Consider the following 19,044-nt stretch of genomic DNA (forward strand, 5'->3'; position numbering starts at 1 on the left):
TAGGATGACACCCTGACCTCGTCGTCCCGCTACGTGTTAGCGGAATCTAGAGATACCGTGACGGTATGACGTAAAGCTCGCATTAGCTATACTTTTATGCTCACCAACTTAGCTGGATCCAAGTAGTCAAGCTACTTGGATCTGCAAATTGCAATGTTCGTACAGCTGCGTGCTTGACACTGGGATTTAGTGCAGCTACCCTAAACTGGAAGCTCATCTTGCTATTTTTGGCTGAAAGAAACATATTTTTAGAATAATGAAAACAATCAGCACTTTAATTCAAGAAGGATCGGAGTTATTATCGTCACATAAAGTTGAATCACCACATTTAGATTGTGAAATCATCATGCAGCACGTACTTGGAGTGGAAAGATCATTTATAATTGTGAACCATGCTGATCAAGTGCCGATGGAGAAAGAACTTTTATTTTGGAAATTAACAAAAAAAAGAGCGGAAAGATATCCAATATCGCAAATAATAGGTAATCGTGAATTCTGGAGTAAAAATTTTATAGTTAACCAGCATGTTTTAGATCCAAGGCCAGATAGTGAAACAATAATCCTAGCAGTGTTAAAATATTACCCAAACAAAAAACAGAAACTAAAAATTGCAGATTTTGGTACAGGCACAGGTTGTTTATTGATATCCGTACTTAGTGAGTATGAATATGCTGTTGGCGTCGGTTTTGAAAAAAGCTTGGAAGCATATAAAGTTGCCTATCAGAACACAAAAAAACATGATCTTCTCAGCAGAGCCAAAATATTTCCAAGTTCGTGGACAGAGTGCAGAGGTTCATTCGATCTTATAATCAGTAATCCTCCATATATTAAAAGAAGCAAATTGAAAGACTTGCAAGCTGAAGTGCAAAAGGAACCAAGAATTGCCCTTGATGGTGGTATTGATGGTTTGAGCTGTTACTTGAGCATTTTTCCAATATTGAGAAAGTGCCTTAAAAAAAATGGGTTTGCGATATTGGAGATAGGTGAAGATCAAAGCAATATTGACAAAATAATCCCCTCATACGAATTAGCTTTTCAGGAATATGTATATGACTTAGCGGGAATGAAGAGATGCATTGTTGTGAAAAGAACATAGCTAATGTTTTTTTGCCTTCATCCCATATTATCCTATATCATCCCAGTACCCTCTACCTAGTCATCCAAGTAGCGTGACTACTTGGATCTATATTTAACTAGATCCTATGGTCAAGCCATAGGACGACAGGAACGGTTTTATGCATTTTTTAAAGGGCAACATGTTTAAGCTTTGCTGGCAAAATGGAAAGTAAGACCAGCCTCTATACCGTGTGTGTGAAATAGTTGATTACCTATATTTATTTCCTCAGTTACTTTGCTACCTGAGCTAGGATTAAGCTTCTTTTTTTTATCATTATTAGGGTCGTCTACCACTTGTCCTAACCTTTTTGCTGTAAGCTTAATATCGCTACCAATAGCACCAAAACCTCTATATCCGATATGCATATTTACATCTTCGTTTATGCGATAGTCAAAGCCAGCTTTTAATTGACCTGCGGGTCTTATTGACGGTTTTTCAAACATCGTCATTCTTGTTGCACCGATCCCAATACCAACGTAAGGAGAAAAAGAGAAACGGTCACTTTTCCAATGATGATAAACATTTGCCATTACAGATATGTTCTCAATTTGGTCATGACTAACTGCAGCACTATAGAGATAAGTTTCTTTATCAGGATCCTCACCAGTCTCCTTTAGGTATGAAACAGTTATTTGGCTACTTGTTAAACCAATATTATCCACTTTTACAGAAGAATACATCCCTTCCAATTCAGCCCTATAGCTGTTGTTACCCAATTCCCCTGTGTAACCAAATGCCACATTTGCAGCAAAAGGTGGATTATAATCTCCTTTATACTCACTTAGTGACTGACCTTCTGTGTTCTGAGCACCCCTGTCATTTATAGACAAATTTTTGATACCTGTAGTGCTTGTTTTTAGTACGCTTGTGTTATTTAAATATTGACCGTAATACCCACTACCAAAGTAAAACCCTTCTGTTTCACTTGCAAAAGATTGTTGTGACAACAATAAAGCAAATGCTGTAACCGCTAATGTTTTTTTACTAATCATTACTACTCCCCTAGTTAAAATAGCTAATCTAATACTAATTAATTAAAAATGGCTTAATATGAAAAACCTAATTATTTGCATAACTTGCACTTTTCTGAGCTAAAAATAGGCAAAGTTAACCTTACTTCTCGTCATTTTTTAATTTATCCTCATCTTCAAATTCATCCTCCTCTTCTTCGTCATCAAACCCATCATCGCTCCTATCCTCATCTTCCTCGTCATCATCTTCAAACTTATCGTCGATATCTTCATCATCAATATCTTCGTCTGCAAATTCATCTGATTCATCATATACTGCATCTTCGGTTTTAGTTTCAGCAGGATAATCAACTGAATTAGGTCCCTCAAGAACATTATTCCCCTCGTTATTAACCTTATCTTTGCTCGCAGCGGCAGAAAGAACTTTGTTTGGGTCATATGGTTCTTGTGTAGGCACACGAGTTTGTTTGAGCAGCCTTCTTGTGAAGGTGGTATCACTGTAGTACAAAATTTTCTTTGATTTAATTGGGTAAGTCGACTCTATTAAAATTATCTGATCGTCACGTGGCAACATAATAACTTCTTGAGGCAATAGCAATGCTCTCTGTATTTCAGAGATATGTAATGACCTTGAAGCAGGATTTAAATCTAAAAATTTAGGCTTATTCAACGATTCTTGTTGTACAGTTTTGTTTCCTATAAGTTGCGATATTAAATTAGCTGTTTCAATATTATTGGCTGCAAAAGTTATTCTGTAAGTCGAGTTTGACAAAAAGGAGTTCATCCCTGCTTCTTCGTATATTCCTTTGAGCTGCTCAGTATCTTGAACAATTAAGAATAACCTAACTCGATAACCACGAAAATATGCAATACCTGTTTGAAATTGCTCCATTTTTCCAAGTGTAGGAAACTCATCCATTAAAAACAATACGCCATAAGGCTCGTCATCCGATGGCAATTTTCTACATAAAAACTCAGTTGCCTGTTGGTAAAAAACCTGCATTAAAGGCCTGAGCCTAGTCAAGTTGTCAGGAGTTAAACCAACATAAACTGTAATTTTCTTCTTTTTAAAATCTAGAATATTAAAATCACTTGACGCAGTTGCAGTATCAATCAATGGGTTTACCCACAATTCAAGTGATGAGTTCATGGTTGATACAACACCTGACCTTTCTTTATCAGCTTTTTGTAAAAAAGCTGCAATATTCATATATGCTACAGGGTGTAGTATTTTACCCATTGTATCAAGAGCAACAGCAAGATTATAAACCACGTCATCACTACGCATCGTACGCACAACTTCACCAAAAGATTTAACTTTCTCTGGTGCAGCAAGTAAGTATAATACCACTCCAACAAATAAGCTTCTTGCTTCATTCTGCCAAAAGTCTTGTTCAGGCATGATTAGGTTAGCTATTTTCTGCACATCGTCAACCATCTGCCCAGGTTTTTCACTAATCCATTGTAATGGATTGTAACAGTGACTTATTCCATCTGGCTGCGCTGGATTCCATACGTATACTTTTTGTCCTTGTCGTTCTCGCCAACCACTTGTTATTTCATAGTTTTCTAATTTTATGTCGTGTACAATTACCGAGTCAGTCCAAAATAATAAATTAGGAATTACAAAGCCAACACCCTTACCAGAACCTGTAGGTGCAAATAACAATGCATGCTGAAACCTATCAGAAATGAAGTATCCTCTTTTATCTTTACCAAGCAATAATCCCTTTTTGCTTCTTAATCCTGCTTTTCGTATGTCTTTCTCTGATGCCCACTGCGAATCTCCATGAAGTGATTCCTTCTTTTTAAATGGTCGCCACTCAATTATCCTTTCTCTTAAATTCCATAAGATAATCATTAAAACAATGATAGGCAGTGCAGAAGATATAATTAATGTGATTTTGAGCTCAAGGCTATATAACTCTGGATGATGCCAACAATATTGTATATGATCAAAAATCGTTGGCCAAAGAGCTTGAGGGAAAGGCGTCAAACTAGGATTAATTGCCTTAAAATCCACAGCATCCGGACCATCAGCAAACAGAACAAACAATATACCAGATAGATAGAAGCAAAACTCAAGTACGCTAAAAGCTACTACACCTCCTATGAGAATATTACGTAGGTGATTTCTATTACTCATAAACTACTCTTCCTTAACTTATGTATAAATTTAAGCATTTTCGCTCGCAGATCTAGTAAATAATATCTCAGAAATGCTTCTTTTGCCCCCACCGGTTCTTTTTAGCTGAATAACAATATCAATCACATTTCTAATGTATGGTATAATTTGGTCTGGAGGAATGCCAAGGTTTGCTTGCATAACCATCAGTTTTATTTGCTCAAGGGCCATTGTTGGACTATCCGCATGAAGGGTTGATATTGATCCAGGGTGACCAGTATTTATCGCCCTAAGAAAACTAAAAGCTTCCGCTCCACGGAGCTCACCAACTATTATTCTGTCTGGCCTTAAACGTAAGCACGCTTCTATCAAATCTTGAGTGGTTACTTTTGCTCTGCCCTGCCCTCCTTTAGAGGCAATTAGATGGACTTTATTGGGATGATCGTTCAAAACGATTTCCCTTGCATCCTCAACAGTAATAATTCTTTCCTCATCTGGAATAGCACGCAAAGTAGCATTAGTAAAAGTAGTCTTACCAGTGGAAGTTCCACCACTAATTATAATATTTTTCTTACTTATTACAGCGTATTCTAAAAACTCTTTTATTTTTTTTTGCCTTAACAATAAATCCAAATGACGGTCAACTGGATTATCAGTTGCTTCTGTAACAGTTTCAGAAAAAGCCCCCATTTTTTCGTAATCATCGAGTGCTAACTGCATGCTAGAAGGCTTACGAATCGACATGACTACTTTATCAGGTTCACATGCTGGCGGAAATACTATCTGTATACGATAACCATTTGGTAATGTTGCCGAAAGTAACGGCGCTTCTTCGCTAAGTTTTTGTTCTGTAGCTTGAGCAATCAGTCTGCCAAGAGATTTCAAATGGTTAAGATCGAATACTTCTAATTTTTCACACCTTATTTCACCGCGATTTTCAATCCATACTTCCTTTGGCTTATTTATTGATATTTCATTTACGCCTTCTTCTTGAAATATGCCTTGTAATGGCTCCAAATATGTATCAAGTGCAGCATAGTTCATTTCATTGATTTAATATTGCCTGTGGAGGAAATACTATATCTTGGTTAACAAATACTTTCAATGCAGTGCCTTGATCAACATAAATAGTTGGTTTTTTATCTGTATATCTGCCCACTACATCCCGCATATCTTTAGAAAAATCCTCGATTGATTTCCCGATTGCTTCATCATAAACAGACTTGCTTTTTCTTTGAATTTGTTCTAACAGTTGATTTACAATTTCCAGGCTTATATTTACCTCGTCTTCTTCAATTCCTAGTGCTTTTGCTATTTCCTCTTTCATTATTTTTAGTAAATCTTGTCTGCTTTTGGCACTCCGAATTCTTCCGATAGCCCCAAGGCCTAATTTCCATTTGTCACTAGATATCTTCTTTTCTGGGTCAATAATGAGTTGGAGAGAAGAAAAATCTATTTCGGTTGCAGTGATAGACTTTACTGCATCTCTGACAGTTAGCGTATCAACAAGATTAGAAGCCTTTTGCCCTATAACAGCAGAACCAATCGAAACACCAGCAAGTGTCACCGAAGAGAATAACGCACTTACTATTTTGTTATCAACTATTCCTGCTATTCCTGCTCTACCAAGCTCGTCAGTACTAAGTGATGAGATTGCAATATCTATTCCATGTGGCAGAATCACTCTATTCCAGTTTATATTTACACGAGATTTAGCAACATTCGAGTCAAATGAATAACTGCCTATCAATCTTGAGCCTTTAGGTATTAAAACTGTATCACCAGTTTCTGCATAAACATCTCTACTCACCATAGCACGCAGCATTCCTTGCAGATCAGAGTTTATTGCAGTTTCAAGAACAGCATCAATAATTTTACCTTGAGTAATCATTAAACCAAGCTTTCCTACTCTGGTAGCTTTGCTCGATTGTGCTGAAGTGTCGGATAAAATAGCATCAGCAGCCTTGTTCTCTCCACTACCACCTGAAATTGTCAACATCTGTGCACTACGTCTGTCTCTAGGATAACCGCCACCCCCTATTGTAGGAAACGAGGTAGGTAAATTGCCCATAACATTACTAGAAGGAAAATTTTGCTTTGGCAAAATAGGTATATTTGACACAGGAGTTTCTTTTGGTTTCTCTTCTTCTTTTTTCATCACTTCTTCTTTTCTAATTTGTTTTATTTCTGGTATGATTAGTGGTGTAGGAAGAGGAGGTAAGGGTGGTAAGGGATCAGTTATTATTCTTTCAGGAACCATTACATTATCTGGAACTTGTTCCAACTTTCCTTTCAATTCTTGAACGTTTTGCTTTGTTTCCTCTTTTTTAATAACTTCTGAACCCTCTTTAGGAGAAGGACTAAAATAGAGATAATACACTCCACCAGCCAGAAGCACTAAAATAATGACCATCAATGCCCTATGACCTTGATTAGAGCCAACTGTTACTACCTTATTCTCTATTTCTGATTCATCTTCTGAATTGTTACGCCTTTCTTTATTCATATTGCATGTACCACAGCTAAAGTGACCTATTTATAATTTCAACTTCACCATCTTCATAACGCATAAATAGCTTTTTATGTACTCCTTTTATTATAACATAATCATCAAATAACAGCCTTTTACAAGGTTTATCCTCCCCTTCTACAAAAACCTGAGGTATTTTATTATTATTTCTAAATTTTAAATAGGTTAAATAACCATCATCAAATAACTCGATCGGAACTATATCCGCATTACCACCTTCATCAATATATGTATAATTGTACTTCGTATCATTTTCTTGTATTATTTTTTCTAGCTTGTCTGTAGTATATTGCATTTGAGTAGGTAAAGAAACCTCATCTAAATCAACATCAAATTCACCTTCTTCTTGAGGATAATAAAAACGTACTACGTAAGATATATCCTTTTCAGCAGAATAATCGTGATCTACTTTCTTAGCATCAGTATCCGGGTATTTATCGTAGTTTGGCCTTGAGATTAAATCAAAAATGTAATTTCTTTTTTTAGTTGTCGTAATAATCATGTTAGTGCGACTACTAACTTCAAATGGCATGATAAGCAATTTATTGTCATAAGGATTAATTTTCCAACTTGATGCATCACCAACAGCGATATTTTTAACTTTTTCTCCTTCCGCAAATTCAATATAAGAATAGTAACCCTGACTAAAAACCACCGTAAATACTTCATTAGGGCTATACACAAAAGTCTTTATTCTACTATCTATAGAAATAGGCTCATTATAATTAATGGATGCGTTTAAATTGCCACTTACAAGTAAAGCTAAAACTAATAATATCCTATACATATTCATCATCTACTCTATATGAAATAACTTGAAATCCTAATGGGTTAATATATCTTTGCTGATCATCCATTTCAAGCGATGCATATCTATATGACATAATAACTATCTTATTTTTTCTCGTAGAACTTCCATCTTTCCGTGTAAATTCCACAAAAAATCTCACCTGAAGAGCATCGTTACCCAACTTTTGAATTGAGCGAATTTTAAATTCACTTTTGGTATCTGAATATAAATTAAAAAGATCATCCATATTCTGCGATCCTACATAATTTCTAAATTCATTATACACATCAGGTGAGGAAAACAACCTCACCTTTGTATAATAGTTATAATTATAATGATATGGATCAAAAACCTCCCTTGCTTTTATATACTCTGAAATAAAATAATCGTTTAGCGCTTCATCTGCAGAATACTGTTTTACTGTGACAGGATCAACCAATTGCACTATTCCTGATTTCTTGTCAATTTCTATAACAAATGGCTCAATAGTGCTACTTGTGCTAATTTTAAATATGACTAATATGCTGATAGAGATCGTTGCTAATAATATTAATGCAAATAAAAGTAGAATATTCCTTTGAGCAATAACTGTGCTGTAGCGGTTTGAATTCCAATTTATATCCTTATCTAAGGATTCAGTATTTTTTTCTCGCTTAAAAAATCTTAGCATTTTAGTATTCCTAAAAATCTTAACTTATGTTAATAAACATAGCAAATTAACAAAGTAGTTACAGCAAAAAAGCTAAAAAACTCTTAATCTATGGCCTAATTTACCAAACTTTGTCTCCATATATGAATCGTTATATTTATTACGTTCCACAATAAGTGGTAGACACTTTGTAACTCCTATACCACTACTTTCCAATTCTGACAATTTCCTATCATTGTTTGTAAGTAATTGGATTTTGTTAATGTTCAATTTCTTAAGCATTTTAGCTGCAACAGCAAAACTCCTTTCATCATCTTCAAAACCCAATATTCTATTTGCATCAACAGTATCAAGATTATGTCCTCTTTGCATACTGTACGCTCTTAACTTATTAGTTAAACCAATGCCTCTTCCATCTTGCATCAAATACAATATAATACCACTTCCAGAGTCAGCTATCATTTGAATTGCTTGATGTAACTGACTTCTGCAATCGCATGACAAGCTATCTAACAAGTCACCCGTATAGCACGAAGAATGAATTCTCACTAATGGTTCGTCATCTTTATCTGGATTGCCAATGATAATTGCATGATGTTCTCTTCCACCACTTTCGGTTCTATAAGATATGATATTTACTTCTTGAGTCTGTTTTAAAAATAATGATGTTTTGCACACTTCATATACATCCTGATTTTCTTGAAAATTATTTATGAATGACGTGTCCAGTGCAATAACGTCATTTTTCTCGCACCAATTTCGCATTTCATGGTTATTCTCAAAAGTCATATCAGCCACTAACGCGTATGGCAATAATTCTGAGAACTTAAGCAAGGCAATAGCACATTCATCTATTGTCTTTGAGCATTGCAACTCTTTTATGCAATCTTCCTTTGAACAGTTTATTAAATAGAGCAGTTCATCAAAATTATTCACCAACAGACGTTTGCTGTTATGTTCTTTATTCTGAGATATGTATTTTACCTTACTTGAAGTTAAAGTAACATATACATTACTTGATGTAAGCTTGTATTGATTAAATAAATCTCTTTCTAAAGCCTCAGCAGCAGCAAACAATAGGTAATTACTTTCATCATATATTACAATTGGCCGACCGCGCCTGATTTCGCTGATAGCTCTTTCTACCTTATTGCTACTCTGATTTCCTATAAACATTTTTACCCATATTAAACAGCGATAAAAACTGGTGCGGCCGAGAAGACTTGAACTTCCAAGGCCTTATGAGCCACAGCGACCTCAACGCTGCGTGTCTACCAATTCCACCACGGCCGCACTATATTCTAGTTTTTATATAATTATTTTAAATTACTTAATCATTTTAGAATTTTTCATCTAGAGTGTCAATCTGATACTAGAATAATTTAGAAATTGTTTGTATAATTTGATTATGAATTTTGTGATTATAAATTTTAATCATTTAAGATAACCTTACTACTAATTTTTAACTTAGGTTTTTATACAAATGAATATAGCTAATATCTTTATTTTTTTAGCTCTCTCTCTTATAACTAGCTTTCATTTCGTCCATGCACAAATATTATACACATGGTCTCAAGTTATCCCAGAAAATAAACTAAGCATACGCGCAATTACGGACAATGACATGTGTCCCATTGTTTATGTTGATGGCGAGGAAACAGAAATGCTGAATCGCAGCTCAATTAACAATGGTGGTCATAACGAAACAGTTTGTGAACTGACAGTACAAACAAGTGCCAAAAACATTAGTATTGAGGATCTACGGGTTCCTATATTACCAAAAAAGGTTAATAAAATTGCTTTCATTGGTGACACGGGCTGTAGAATAAATATGTTATTTCAGCAGGAATGTAATTCGGTAGATAGCTGGCCTTTAAAAAAAAATTTAGATTCAATCGCCCTTCATAAACCAGATTTAATTATCCATGTTGGTGATTATCATTATAGACAAACAAAATGTAGAAATACAAAAAAGTGTGGCGATATTTATGGATATAATAAAGAAGTTTGGTACGCTGATTGGTTTGAGCCTGCAAAGGATATTTTATCACAATCCCCTTTCCTTTTTGTTCGTGGAAACCATGAGAGTTGTGATAGAGCTTATGAAGGATGGTTCAGGTATCTAGATTCATACCCCTTTTCGTCTGAAAAATGTGGAAACTTCGTTTCTAGTTGGTCCTTAGATGCTGGACCGATGAAATTTTTTATCTTCGACTCTTCATCCGGTGAGGATATTTTTACAACCCAAAGCACAATTGATGCTTTTGAGAGGCAATTTGATAAATTGATACAAAATAGTTCTGACAAGCCCATGTGGTTTTTAACTCATAAACCGCTTTGGAGATCTCCAAAAAAAGAATTTTTGACATTAAAAAGCCATGGTAATCTTACACAAATCGAAGCTTTTGGAGATAAATTTCCAAGCAATGTTACTACCATAGTTTCTGGCCACATTCATATAGCCCAGATTTTATTAATGGATAATGTTCCAGACCAAATTATAGTTGGAAACGGTGGTGCATCATTACACGCTCAAGATCAAGAATCTGTTTATCAAAATGTAGAATTTGACTATTCAAATGGTAAAAACTACTTAGCACACGAGGTTAGAAACTTTTTTGGCTTTGGCTTTGCAATACTAAATTTAGATGATCACGAATTTACCTTCTATAATCAACACAATAAGGAAATGTATTCTGCGAAGCTAACAGAAGATTTTAAACTTAAACGGATTAAAACTATAGTCGATTCATTTTAGGATTTGTTATTAGCTATTTTAAAAACGCTACTTAAACATTTTTTTTAATCGATTGATTTCATCAGCAAATTTTGAGTCGGTCTTTATAAAATTTTCTACTTGTTTTACTGCATGTATAACAGTAGCATGGTCTCTGCCACCAAAGTTTCTCCCAATATCTGGTAGGCTTTTTTGCGTAAATTTTTTGGCAAAATACATAGCTATTTGTCTTGGCCTTGCAAGACTGCGAAGCCTTCTATTGGATTGCATATCTGCAACCTTTATATTGAAAAATTCAGCTACTTTCTTTTGTATTTCTTCTATTGTGACTGACCTATGATTTGACCTAAGAAGATCGATTAGGGTTTCACTAGCTGATTCTACCGTCATACTTCTTCCAATTAATGAGGTATGGGTAACCTTATTTAATGCTCCTTCTAATTCTCTTATATTAGATTTTATGTTCCTTGCTAAAAACTCTAGGACATCTTTCGGAACATACATATTCATCTGCTCCACTTTTGCCTGCAATATACCAAGCCTTAATTCAAAAGTTGTTTCATTAATATCTGCCACCAACCCCCAACCGAGTCGTGATTTTATTCTTTCTTCCACTCCATCAAGATCACTAGGAGACCTATCAGCTGATATAACCAATTGTTTATTTTGGTCTATCAATGCATTGAAAGTGTGAAAAAATTCTTCTTGTGTACTATCTTTACCACTGATAAATTGCACATCATCTACCATCAATACATCTACTGATCTAAATTGCTCTTTAAATAACATAATATCTTTGCTTCGCAGCGCTGTAATATATTGGTACATGAATTTCTCTGCTGATAAATACACCACTTTTCTTTTTGCTGATGGGGAATTGACTATGTGCCAAGCTATAGCATGCATTAGATGTGTTTTACCAAGTCCCACTCCACCATATAGAAACAAAGGATTGCTGCCTAATATTGGATCTATAGATTCTGCCACACGCTTTGCCGCCGTAAATGCTAATTCATTTGGCTTTCCCACTACAAAATTATCAAAGGTGAACCTTGGATCCAGCGGCGAACCAAGATTATGATTACTTTCCTCTCTGTTTTTTAGTATAACATTAAAATTTGAATTCCTCTCCTCAATTACTTGAATATCAATAGAACGTATACTTTTATCTTCGCTTTGCCATAATGATAATATTTTTTTCATGTAATGAACTGTAATCCACTCTTTTATAAACCTTGTTGACACGGATAAAAGAACTTCCCCATTTCTGCTACTGACAAATTTTAGTGAACTCAGCCAGCTATTATATGTTGCTTCTCCATAAAGATTATAAAGACAATTTTGGATTTTTTCCCAAGTAACATTGTGATCCGTTACTGTAATAATCTGATCAAAAAACATAGTAGAAACCTTAGGGCTAGTTAAGTTCATATACCACACCAAGAAAAAAGCAATAATTAGAAAAATATAAGATAATCAATAGCTTACTGCAAAATGAAAAGCTAATACTACTTAATACATACTAAAAATTATGGTGATTTTTTGATGGGTTGTAAAGGGTATAAAAACATTAAAATTGATCATTTTTATTTCAAAAAAATGAAAAATTTGTAAATGTCGCTTGTATCGAGGATTAGAAGCATGCTATTAAAAACAGTAATACATTATGTATAAATAAGATGTTAAATTTACTGGCAAATAAGTAAAGTATTCATATAAATATAGCTAACCTAATATAGATTTACTGAAGCAAATTTATGATTATATTAAGTAATTTGAGTTGTTATGCTGTATTCGGTATTGAACTAGAGTTTTACATTGAAGGAATAGAAAAAGAATACTTATTTCTGAATAGCATCAAAAATAAAATAGCATCTCTTGAATTTTCTTGCGAGAAGGAGAATTCTACACATCAGTATGAGATAAAAAGTGGTTGTTATACGAACTCCTACAATTTAATTAAGCATTTTGAGTTAGCAAAACAATCACTTACTGAAACAGCACAAAAACTAGGTGGGAATGTTTCTTTTAAAGCAAAGCCTTATTTGGATAGAGCAGGCAGTGCATTAAATGTGCATGTTAATCTCGTGAATTCAAATAACGGTAACTTATTTTATATCAATGAGCAAAAGTACAGTGACTATCTGATTCATAGTATTGGTGGATTATGTGCAATGATGAAAAAACATATGTTGTTTTTTGCTCCAAATGATGATTCATATTTAAGATTTCAGTATCCGGATATTCACACTCCAACTACGATTAGTTGGGGAGTAAATAACAGAACTGCTGCGATAAGAATTCCCTATTTTGGCAACGATTCCAAAAGATGCCGCCTAGAGCACCGTGTTCCTGGAACAGATTGTAACCTTGAAAAAGTACTCACAGCAATAATTGAAGGTATAGTTTTTGGTATAGAGAACAAAATTGCTCCGCCAAATAGAGTGTATGGCATTGCATCTGATCCTCAATATAAGATGGAGAGTTTGATATAGCAACTACCTGTTAAACCCTAACCCATTAAACTCCTTTGAGGTAATTGGCCATTCTAGCACTTTCCTCACATCATTATTTACATTCCCATACTGTAATAGCAAGTCTGCAGCAGATAGTTTCTGCGTACTTTTAGATGATCCAAGCCCTATATTGGTAAGGTTGCTCGGTGGCTGCTCAGGAAGTGGATTACCAGATACATCCATGTGTTCAGGGAGAGATTTCATCTGATTCTTTATAGAGCTAGAGTTATTTTGTGCAGGATTTCTATCATCTGACATGTCAAGAATAATTTTCTCAGGTACTACCATAGTTTTTGTATAATCAGCAGAATGACTGCCTTCAGTGTTCTTAAATTCATCAAGAATTGGTTCGCCAAACGCATTTATAGGGCCACCAAGTGATCCTTTCTCCATGCGCTCTTCTGCTCTTTTCCTTATTATTTCTTCTGCTAGCTCAGTTTCAGTTCTTTTTGGTTCTTTTACGGTACCTTTTTCTTCACCTTCATCTCCTGAAACACCAGTAATTTCAGCAGGCTGTTCTTTTTTAGTTCTTATTTTATGAATCAGCGAAAGTAATAAGTAAGTAACTGCAGCAGCAGAAACGATAATGGCTATCTTTGCGGCAATGTGGATTGCTGTTAAAAATATTAAAGCTGATAAAGCTCCAGCTAATCCAGACACAATAACTTTATTTTTGCCTTTTGTTATATTTAGAATTGCCACCATAATAACCTCTCAAATACTGCTCTAGAATTATTATACAGAAATTTTCTTATACTTGCAATTTTGCAAAAATTTTAATTATTTGCGTAAAGTTTTAAAGCTACACAAGGATTAATTAATATGCAATGTATCTCGACTATAATATTGTACAAACGCACATATTCAGCTAACATTCAACATGCAGAGCTTACTCATAGAGCGAAACAGGGCGGTGGTATTATTACTTATAGTAATTTTTATCTTCGGTTCATACGTTTATGTAAAAATGCCAAGGGAAAGCAATCCTGGTATACAGATTCCTATAATCAGCGTGTTTGTTGGACTTCCTGGGATTTCTGCTCAAGATAGTGAAAAGCTATTAGTGCTTCCTATAGAAAATGAACTAAGATCCATCGAAGGTGTAAGAGAATTGAGAGCTTTTGCAACTAATGATGGTGCTCACATGATACTCGAATTTGGAACAGAGTATGATAATAAAGAAGTGCTCGATAATGTCCGTTCAAAGCTTTCAAACATAAAATCGAAGTTACCTGTTGAAGCGGAATCTCCGATAATCAATGAAATAAACTTGAGCTTATTTCCGATACTCAATGTCGGCTTAATTGGTAATTTGCCAGAAAGAGCCTTAACTGAAATAGCACGCAAGCTAAAGAAAGAAATAGAATCTCTGCCAAATGTTCTCAAAGTTGAAGTGGCAGGTATGCGTAAAGAAACAGTGGAAGTGATAGTTGAGCCCACAGTTCTAACAAAATATAACATTCAATCAAACGAAATATTCCAAGCTATATCAAGCAATAACAGACTAGTGGGAGCTGGGTCACTGGAAAATGATACCGGTAAATATTCGATTAAAATATCAGGGTTATTAAAAGATATAGAAGATATTATGAATATTCCTATTAGATCTCAAGGCGATGCAGTTTTGAGAATCAAAGATATAGCAAAAGTATACCCTAGGTTTGAGGATCACCAAGGATTTGCTCGCATTAATGGATTACCTAGTGTCGTGCTAGGAATTTCAAAACGTAACGGAAAAAACATAATAGACACAGTAAATCAAGTAAAATACTTAATGGATAAGGCAAAAGATCAATTACCTGAAAATTTAAAAGTGGTGTACTTAAACGACCAGTCAAAAAACGTCCGCGATGTGCTTGATGACTTGGAAAACGGCATAATATTTGCTGTGTTGTTAATATTGATCATAATGATGCTTTCTATGGGAACAAGGATTGCTATTCTTGTGGCACTCTCGATACCCGGTTCCTTTCTCATTGGGATAATAGCTCTTTACTTTATGGGTATAACCTTAAATATCGTTGTGCTCTTCAGTTTAATTATGGCTGTTGGCATGCTGGTTGATGATGCAATTGTGATCAGCGAATATGCCGATAGAAAGATGATCTGCGGAATGGACAAAGTAGAAGCTTTTTACACTTCAGTTCGTGATATGTTTTATCCGGTTCTATCATCAACGTTAACTAAATTAGCAGTGTTTTTTCCTCTATTATTCTGGCCTGATACTGTTGGTAAATTCATGCAGTACATACCAATTACAATAATCCTAACTTTGACTGGATCGCTCATTATGGCTTTGGTTTTTATACCAACACTTGGTGCAATATTTGGTAAGCCTTCGATAACTTCAAAAAAAGAAATAAAAAAAATGAGTGCTATAGAAAGTGGTGAAATAAAAAATGCTGGGCCTATAATAAGAGCTTACGTACGCATGCTAGAGAAGGTTTTGGATCATCCTAAAAAATTCGTATGTGCTACTGTATTCGTTTTGTTTTCATTTAGTGTGCTGTACTTTACTTTTGGTCCTGGAGTAAAGTTTTTTCCGAAAGTGGATTCAGATAATATTTTAATCAGTGTTAAAGCAAAAGAAAGCTTATCAGCCAAAGAACGAGATCTGATACTCAAAGAAGTGGAAGAACGCATTTTGAGCATTGAAAAAGAAATTCATGTTTCTTATGCTAGATCAGGAGCATTTTCAGACAACGTTATCGCCAGAATACAACTAGAACTTATGGATTGGCGCTTCAGGCGCAAAGCTAAGCACATACTAAATGATATAAGGAGCAGTGTGCAAGACATGAAAGGAATAATAATTAATGTTCAAGAGGAAAAGCCAGGACCGTCGGCTGACAAGCCAATACAAATTAACCTCAGCGGGAGTGTATCCAGTTTGAATTTAGCAGCAGAGAAAATTCTAGAAATTATGAACCAACCTTCATCCGGGTTTATAAATATTCAAGATAGCAGATCAGCACCTGAAATAGAGTGGAATATGAGTGTTGATAAGAGTAAGGCTACAAGCTCTGAAGTAAGTGTTGCAACCATTGGCGATTTTATAAAGATGGTTACAAATGGAGTATTGATTGGAAAATATAGACCAAATAACACGGATGAAGAAATCGATATTGTACTCCGTTTCCCCAGAAAGGACCGCAATATGAAGACTATAGACAATCTTTTTATCAATACAGTTAATGGCCCGTATCCTATGAGCAACATAGTAAAATATGCTCCCGAAAAAAAGGTAAACAAACTAAACAGGATTGATGGATTACGCACAGTGACAATCTCTGCTGACGTTGATACTGGCTATCTTGTTGATGAAAGAGTAAAGTTCATTCAGAATTCTATTGCCCAGGATTGGGACAAGGGAGTAAAAATTGATTTTAAAGGCGACAAAGAAGATCAACAAAAATCAGGAGCATTTTTGTTAAAGGCTTTTATATTAGCGATTACACTAATGATATTGGTATTAGTGACACAGTTTAATAATGTATACCATACATTTATCGTAATGACAGCAGTGTTTTTATCCACAACATGTGTGTTTTTTGTTTTCTTTCTTATCCAACAAGTTTTCGTAGTTGTTATGTGTGGAGTGGGGATAATTGCTTTGGCAGGAATTATAGTGAATAATAACATACTATTGCTTGATGCCTTTCATCATCAAATTAAGGTACACAAAAATGACATCAAGCGATGTGTAATAAACGCTGCAATTTCTCGCGTTAGGCCAATATTGCTTACCGTTGCAACCACAGTTCTTGGTTTAATACCGATGATTACCAGGTTAAATATCAATTTTTTTACGCTACAAATCACATATGATGCTCCATCAAGCCAGTGGTGGGTTGACATTTCAACAACCATAGCAAGTGGAATATTGGCTGCAACGGTTTTAACTTTATTCTTTACTCCTGCGTTGCTTGTTATACAAAAACATGAAAAAACTTGACTTAAATTAGCAATCATTTAACATTTAAGATAGTGTTCTTTGCCCATTGGAGCTATAATTATAACTAATTACATTGGATTTATTTATTATGATTGCTAATCGTAAAAGCAGTGTTAAGCAGAAAAGTAACAAGAATAACATAGTTGGAAGCCTTGATGTAATAAAAACAGCAGGAGAGCTTTCACTTCAAAAAGGTTTAGATTTTGATGTTGTAATAAAGGCACTAGAAAGTGCTATAGAAGCAGTGGCTCATCAAAAATATGGTAGCAAAAGTAAAATTGTAGTTGATATAGATAGAAACACAGGCAAAGTTACTTCATATAGAAAACTAAAAGTTATTGATGATGAATCAAATGAAAAAGAGAATACTGAGTGTGAATCAATTACGCTTACACAAGCTAAATTAATAAAAGGAGATGCAAAAGTTGGAGATACTGTTAGTGAATTGCTCTCTCTTAACACTGATCTTGCTTCAGCAAGAATTGCCCAGCAAAAGATTGCTCAAGTAATTAAAGATGAAGAGTCAAAAAAGCAATATGAGGAGTTTAAAGATAAAGTGGGAGAAATAAGGTATGGTATTGTTAAACAAGTAGAATATTCAGATCTTATTATAGACATAAATGGCACTAGGGCATATCTTCCATTGCGAAATTTAACTGGTGGTGAATCATTTCGTGAAGGTGATAAGGTTAAAGCTTACATACAGACTGTTAAGCGCTCTGATGATGGACGTCAAATTATTCTTTCTAGGACTCATGAAGGCTTTTTGGAGGCATTATTAAATCAAGAAATACCAGAAATTGCTGACGGATTAGTGACAATTAAAGGTATAGCTAGAGATGCTGGTTCAAGGTCTAAGGTTGCCGTTTTCTCTCCCGACAAGAACATTGATCCAGTAGGTGCTTGTGTTGGAGTTAAGGGAGATAGAATAAAAACTATTATACACGAATTAAATGGTGAAAAAATTGACGTTATAAATTACTCCTCAGATTTGGGTCAATTCGTTATTAAAGCCATTACTCCTGCAGAAGTATCGAAGGTTATTATTGATGAAAATGAAAATTGCATAGAGTTAATAGTTGCTGAAGATCAATTGAGTTTAGCGATAGGAAAAAAGGGCCAGAATGTAAGATTAGCTTCAGAGCTTGTTGGATGGAAAATTGAGATATTAAGCACTCAGCAAGAATCAGAAAGGCGAAGTAAAGAACTTAGTCAATGTTCAGCTTTATTTGCTGAAGCTTTAAACTTAGAAGAGATTATGGGTCAGCTATTGGTAACAGAAGGTTTTTCAAGTGTAGAAGACATATCTAGCGCTTCAATTAAAGAGCTTGCTTCAATAGAGGGCTTTAATGAAGATATTGCAAACGAACTTCACAATAGAGCAAATAAGTACCTGAAAGCAGAAAATGATAGAAAAATAGAAGAGCTAAAAAGTTTAGGTATGGAGGATGATGTAATCAATTTAACTTTATCAATAGACAATAAAATTGCTCTTAGTAAGCATGATATTAAGACTTTAGAGGACATAGCAGATTTATCAAGTTATGAGTTTTGCAGCATACTCTCTTCCTCATCCGATAGCAAAGAAGATCTAAAAGATACAGTAGATTCAATAATCATAGAAGCACGTAAAAAGCTTGGATTAATATAATAA

General features: G+C 34.7%; 14 protein-coding genes and 1 tRNA gene. 5 read left to right on the plus strand and 10 right to left on the minus strand.

Translation table 11 applies throughout. The features are described from left to right. Nucleotides 1-256 precede the first annotated feature (256 nt). The gene (prmC, locus tag ACFEL3_RS04185) at nucleotides 257-1,096 is read left to right on the plus strand and encodes a peptide chain release factor N(5)-glutamine methyltransferase (protein ID WP_010962305.1); all 840 of its coding nucleotides are present in this window, start codon (nucleotides 257-259) and stop codon (nucleotides 1,094-1,096) included. Between the two features lie 164 nt (nucleotides 1,097-1,260). Here prmC and ACFEL3_RS04190 read toward each other — a convergent pair whose 3' ends face one another. The 8 genes from ACFEL3_RS04190 to ACFEL3_RS04225 form a co-directional block, all read right to left on the minus strand. Then, the gene (locus ACFEL3_RS04190) at nucleotides 1,261-2,109 is read right to left on the minus strand and encodes a P44/Msp2 family outer membrane protein (protein WP_010962304.1); all 849 of its coding nucleotides are present in this window, start codon (nucleotides 2,107-2,109) and stop codon (nucleotides 1,261-1,263) included. A 121-nt stretch (nucleotides 2,110-2,230) separates the two neighbouring features. Beyond that, entirely contained in the window at nucleotides 2,231-4,234 is a 2,004-nt protein-coding gene (locus tag ACFEL3_RS04195) for a type IV secretory system conjugative DNA transfer family protein (RefSeq protein ID WP_095742602.1), read from the minus strand. A gap of 30 nt (nucleotides 4,235-4,264) precedes the next feature. Next, entirely contained in the window at nucleotides 4,265-5,257 is a 993-nt protein-coding gene (gene virB11, locus ACFEL3_RS04200) for a P-type DNA transfer ATPase VirB11 (RefSeq protein ID WP_010962302.1), read from the minus strand. Nucleotide 5,258: 1 nt separating this feature from the next. Next, entirely contained in the window at nucleotides 5,259-6,719 is a 1,461-nt protein-coding gene (locus tag ACFEL3_RS04205) for a TrbI/VirB10 family protein (protein ID WP_010962301.1), read from the minus strand. Between the two features lie 16 nt (nucleotides 6,720-6,735). Beyond that, entirely contained in the window at nucleotides 6,736-7,536 is an 801-nt protein-coding gene (gene virB9 / locus ACFEL3_RS04210; protein WP_174515708.1) for a P-type conjugative transfer protein VirB9, read from the minus strand. After that, the gene (locus ACFEL3_RS04215) at nucleotides 7,523-8,203 is read right to left on the minus strand and encodes a virB8 family protein (RefSeq protein ID WP_010082650.1); all 681 of its coding nucleotides are present in this window, start codon (nucleotides 8,201-8,203) and stop codon (nucleotides 7,523-7,525) included. Before ACFEL3_RS04215 ends, virB9 begins: the two co-directional genes overlap by 14 nt. Before the next feature lie 72 nt (nucleotides 8,204-8,275). Continuing rightward, entirely contained in the window at nucleotides 8,276-9,358 is a 1,083-nt protein-coding gene (locus tag ACFEL3_RS04220; protein WP_010082649.1) for a GTP cyclohydrolase II, read from the minus strand. A 29-nt stretch (nucleotides 9,359-9,387) separates the two neighbouring features. Further along, nucleotides 9,388-9,475: transfer RNA gene (locus ACFEL3_RS04225), tRNA-Leu, on the minus strand. Nucleotides 9,476-9,665: 190 nt separating this feature from the next. Here ACFEL3_RS04225 and ACFEL3_RS04230 point away from each other — a divergent pair. Continuing rightward, the gene (locus tag ACFEL3_RS04230; protein ID WP_022626184.1) at nucleotides 9,666-10,940 is read left to right on the plus strand and encodes a metallophosphoesterase; all 1,275 of its coding nucleotides are present in this window, start codon (nucleotides 9,666-9,668) and stop codon (nucleotides 10,938-10,940) included. 27 nt (nucleotides 10,941-10,967) lie between these two features. Here the strand turns inward: ACFEL3_RS04230 and dnaA are convergent, their stop codons facing one another. Next, on the minus strand, nucleotides 10,968-12,350 hold the full coding sequence (gene dnaA / locus ACFEL3_RS04235; RefSeq protein WP_010962298.1) for a chromosomal replication initiator protein DnaA: 1,383 nt from the start codon (nucleotides 12,348-12,350) through the stop codon (nucleotides 10,968-10,970). A 326-nt stretch (nucleotides 12,351-12,676) separates the two neighbouring features. Between dnaA and ACFEL3_RS04240 the strand changes: the two genes are divergently transcribed. Next, nucleotides 12,677-13,414: a glutamine synthetase gene (locus ACFEL3_RS04240; protein WP_010963182.1), complete on the plus strand. Its 738-nt coding sequence runs from the start codon at nucleotides 12,677-12,679 to the stop codon at nucleotides 13,412-13,414. 3 nt (nucleotides 13,415-13,417) lie between these two features. On the opposite strand, the gene ACFEL3_RS04245 is transcribed toward ACFEL3_RS04240, so the two are convergent. Next, nucleotides 13,418-14,140: a hypothetical protein gene (locus tag ACFEL3_RS04245; protein ID WP_138264854.1), complete on the minus strand. Its 723-nt coding sequence runs from the start codon at nucleotides 14,138-14,140 to the stop codon at nucleotides 13,418-13,420. A gap of 175 nt (nucleotides 14,141-14,315) precedes the next feature. On the opposite strand from ACFEL3_RS04245, the gene ACFEL3_RS04250 reads away from it, so the two are divergent. Continuing rightward, on the plus strand, nucleotides 14,316-17,390 hold the full coding sequence (locus ACFEL3_RS04250) for an efflux RND transporter permease subunit (protein WP_208571588.1): 3,075 nt from the start codon (nucleotides 14,316-14,318) through the stop codon (nucleotides 17,388-17,390). An 88-nt stretch (nucleotides 17,391-17,478) separates the two neighbouring features. Next, nucleotides 17,479-19,041 carry a transcription termination factor NusA gene (nusA, locus tag ACFEL3_RS04255; protein ID WP_070357032.1) on the plus strand — a complete coding sequence of 521 codons (1,563 nt, stop codon included), beginning with the start codon at nucleotides 17,479-17,481 and terminating at the stop codon, nucleotides 19,039-19,041. The last annotated feature ends 3 nt before the right edge of the window (nucleotides 19,042-19,044 follow it).

It is taken from the genome of Wolbachia endosymbiont (group A) of Opomyza germinationis (assembly GCF_964264765.1).
In the GTDB taxonomy this organism is placed as follows: domain Bacteria; phylum Pseudomonadota; class Alphaproteobacteria; order Rickettsiales; family Anaplasmataceae; genus Wolbachia; species Wolbachia pipientis.

Excerpts from the sequence above, each read along its gene's own strand:
- ACFEL3_RS04190 (WP_010962304.1), bottom strand. The coding sequence starts at position 2,109 with ATGATTAGTAAAAAAACATTAGCGGTTACAGCATTTGCTTTATTGTTG.
- virB9 (WP_174515708.1), bottom strand. The coding sequence starts at position 7,536 with ATGAATATGTATAGGATATTATTAGTTTTAGCTTTACTTGTAAGTGGC.
- ACFEL3_RS04205 (WP_010962301.1), bottom strand. The coding sequence starts at position 6,719 with ATGAATAAAGAAAGGCGTAACAATTCAGAAGATGAATCAGAAATAGAG.
- ACFEL3_RS04240 (WP_010963182.1), top strand. The coding sequence starts at position 12,677 with ATGATTATATTAAGTAATTTGAGTTGTTATGCTGTATTCGGTATTGAA.
- ACFEL3_RS04230 (WP_022626184.1), top strand. The coding sequence starts at position 9,666 with ATGAATATAGCTAATATCTTTATTTTTTTAGCTCTCTCTCTTATAACT.
- prmC (WP_010962305.1), top strand. The coding sequence starts at position 257 with ATGAAAACAATCAGCACTTTAATTCAAGAAGGATCGGAGTTATTATCG.
- ACFEL3_RS04245 (WP_138264854.1), bottom strand. The coding sequence starts at position 14,140 with ATGGTGGCAATTCTAAATATAACAAAAGGCAAAAATAAAGTTATTGTG.
- ACFEL3_RS04215 (WP_010082650.1), bottom strand. The coding sequence starts at position 8,203 with ATGCTAAGATTTTTTAAGCGAGAAAAAAATACTGAATCCTTAGATAAG.
- ACFEL3_RS04220 (WP_010082649.1), bottom strand. The coding sequence starts at position 9,358 with ATGTTTATAGGAAATCAGAGTAGCAATAAGGTAGAAAGAGCTATCAGC.
- virB11 (WP_010962302.1), bottom strand. The coding sequence starts at position 5,257 with ATGAACTATGCTGCACTTGATACATATTTGGAGCCATTACAAGGCATA.
- dnaA (WP_010962298.1), bottom strand. The coding sequence starts at position 12,350 with ATGAACTTAACTAGCCCTAAGGTTTCTACTATGTTTTTTGATCAGATT.
- ACFEL3_RS04250 (WP_208571588.1), top strand. The coding sequence starts at position 14,316 with ATGCAGAGCTTACTCATAGAGCGAAACAGGGCGGTGGTATTATTACTT.
- nusA (WP_070357032.1), top strand. The coding sequence starts at position 17,479 with ATGATTGCTAATCGTAAAAGCAGTGTTAAGCAGAAAAGTAACAAGAAT.
- ACFEL3_RS04195 (WP_095742602.1), bottom strand. The coding sequence starts at position 4,234 with ATGAGTAATAGAAATCACCTACGTAATATTCTCATAGGAGGTGTAGTA.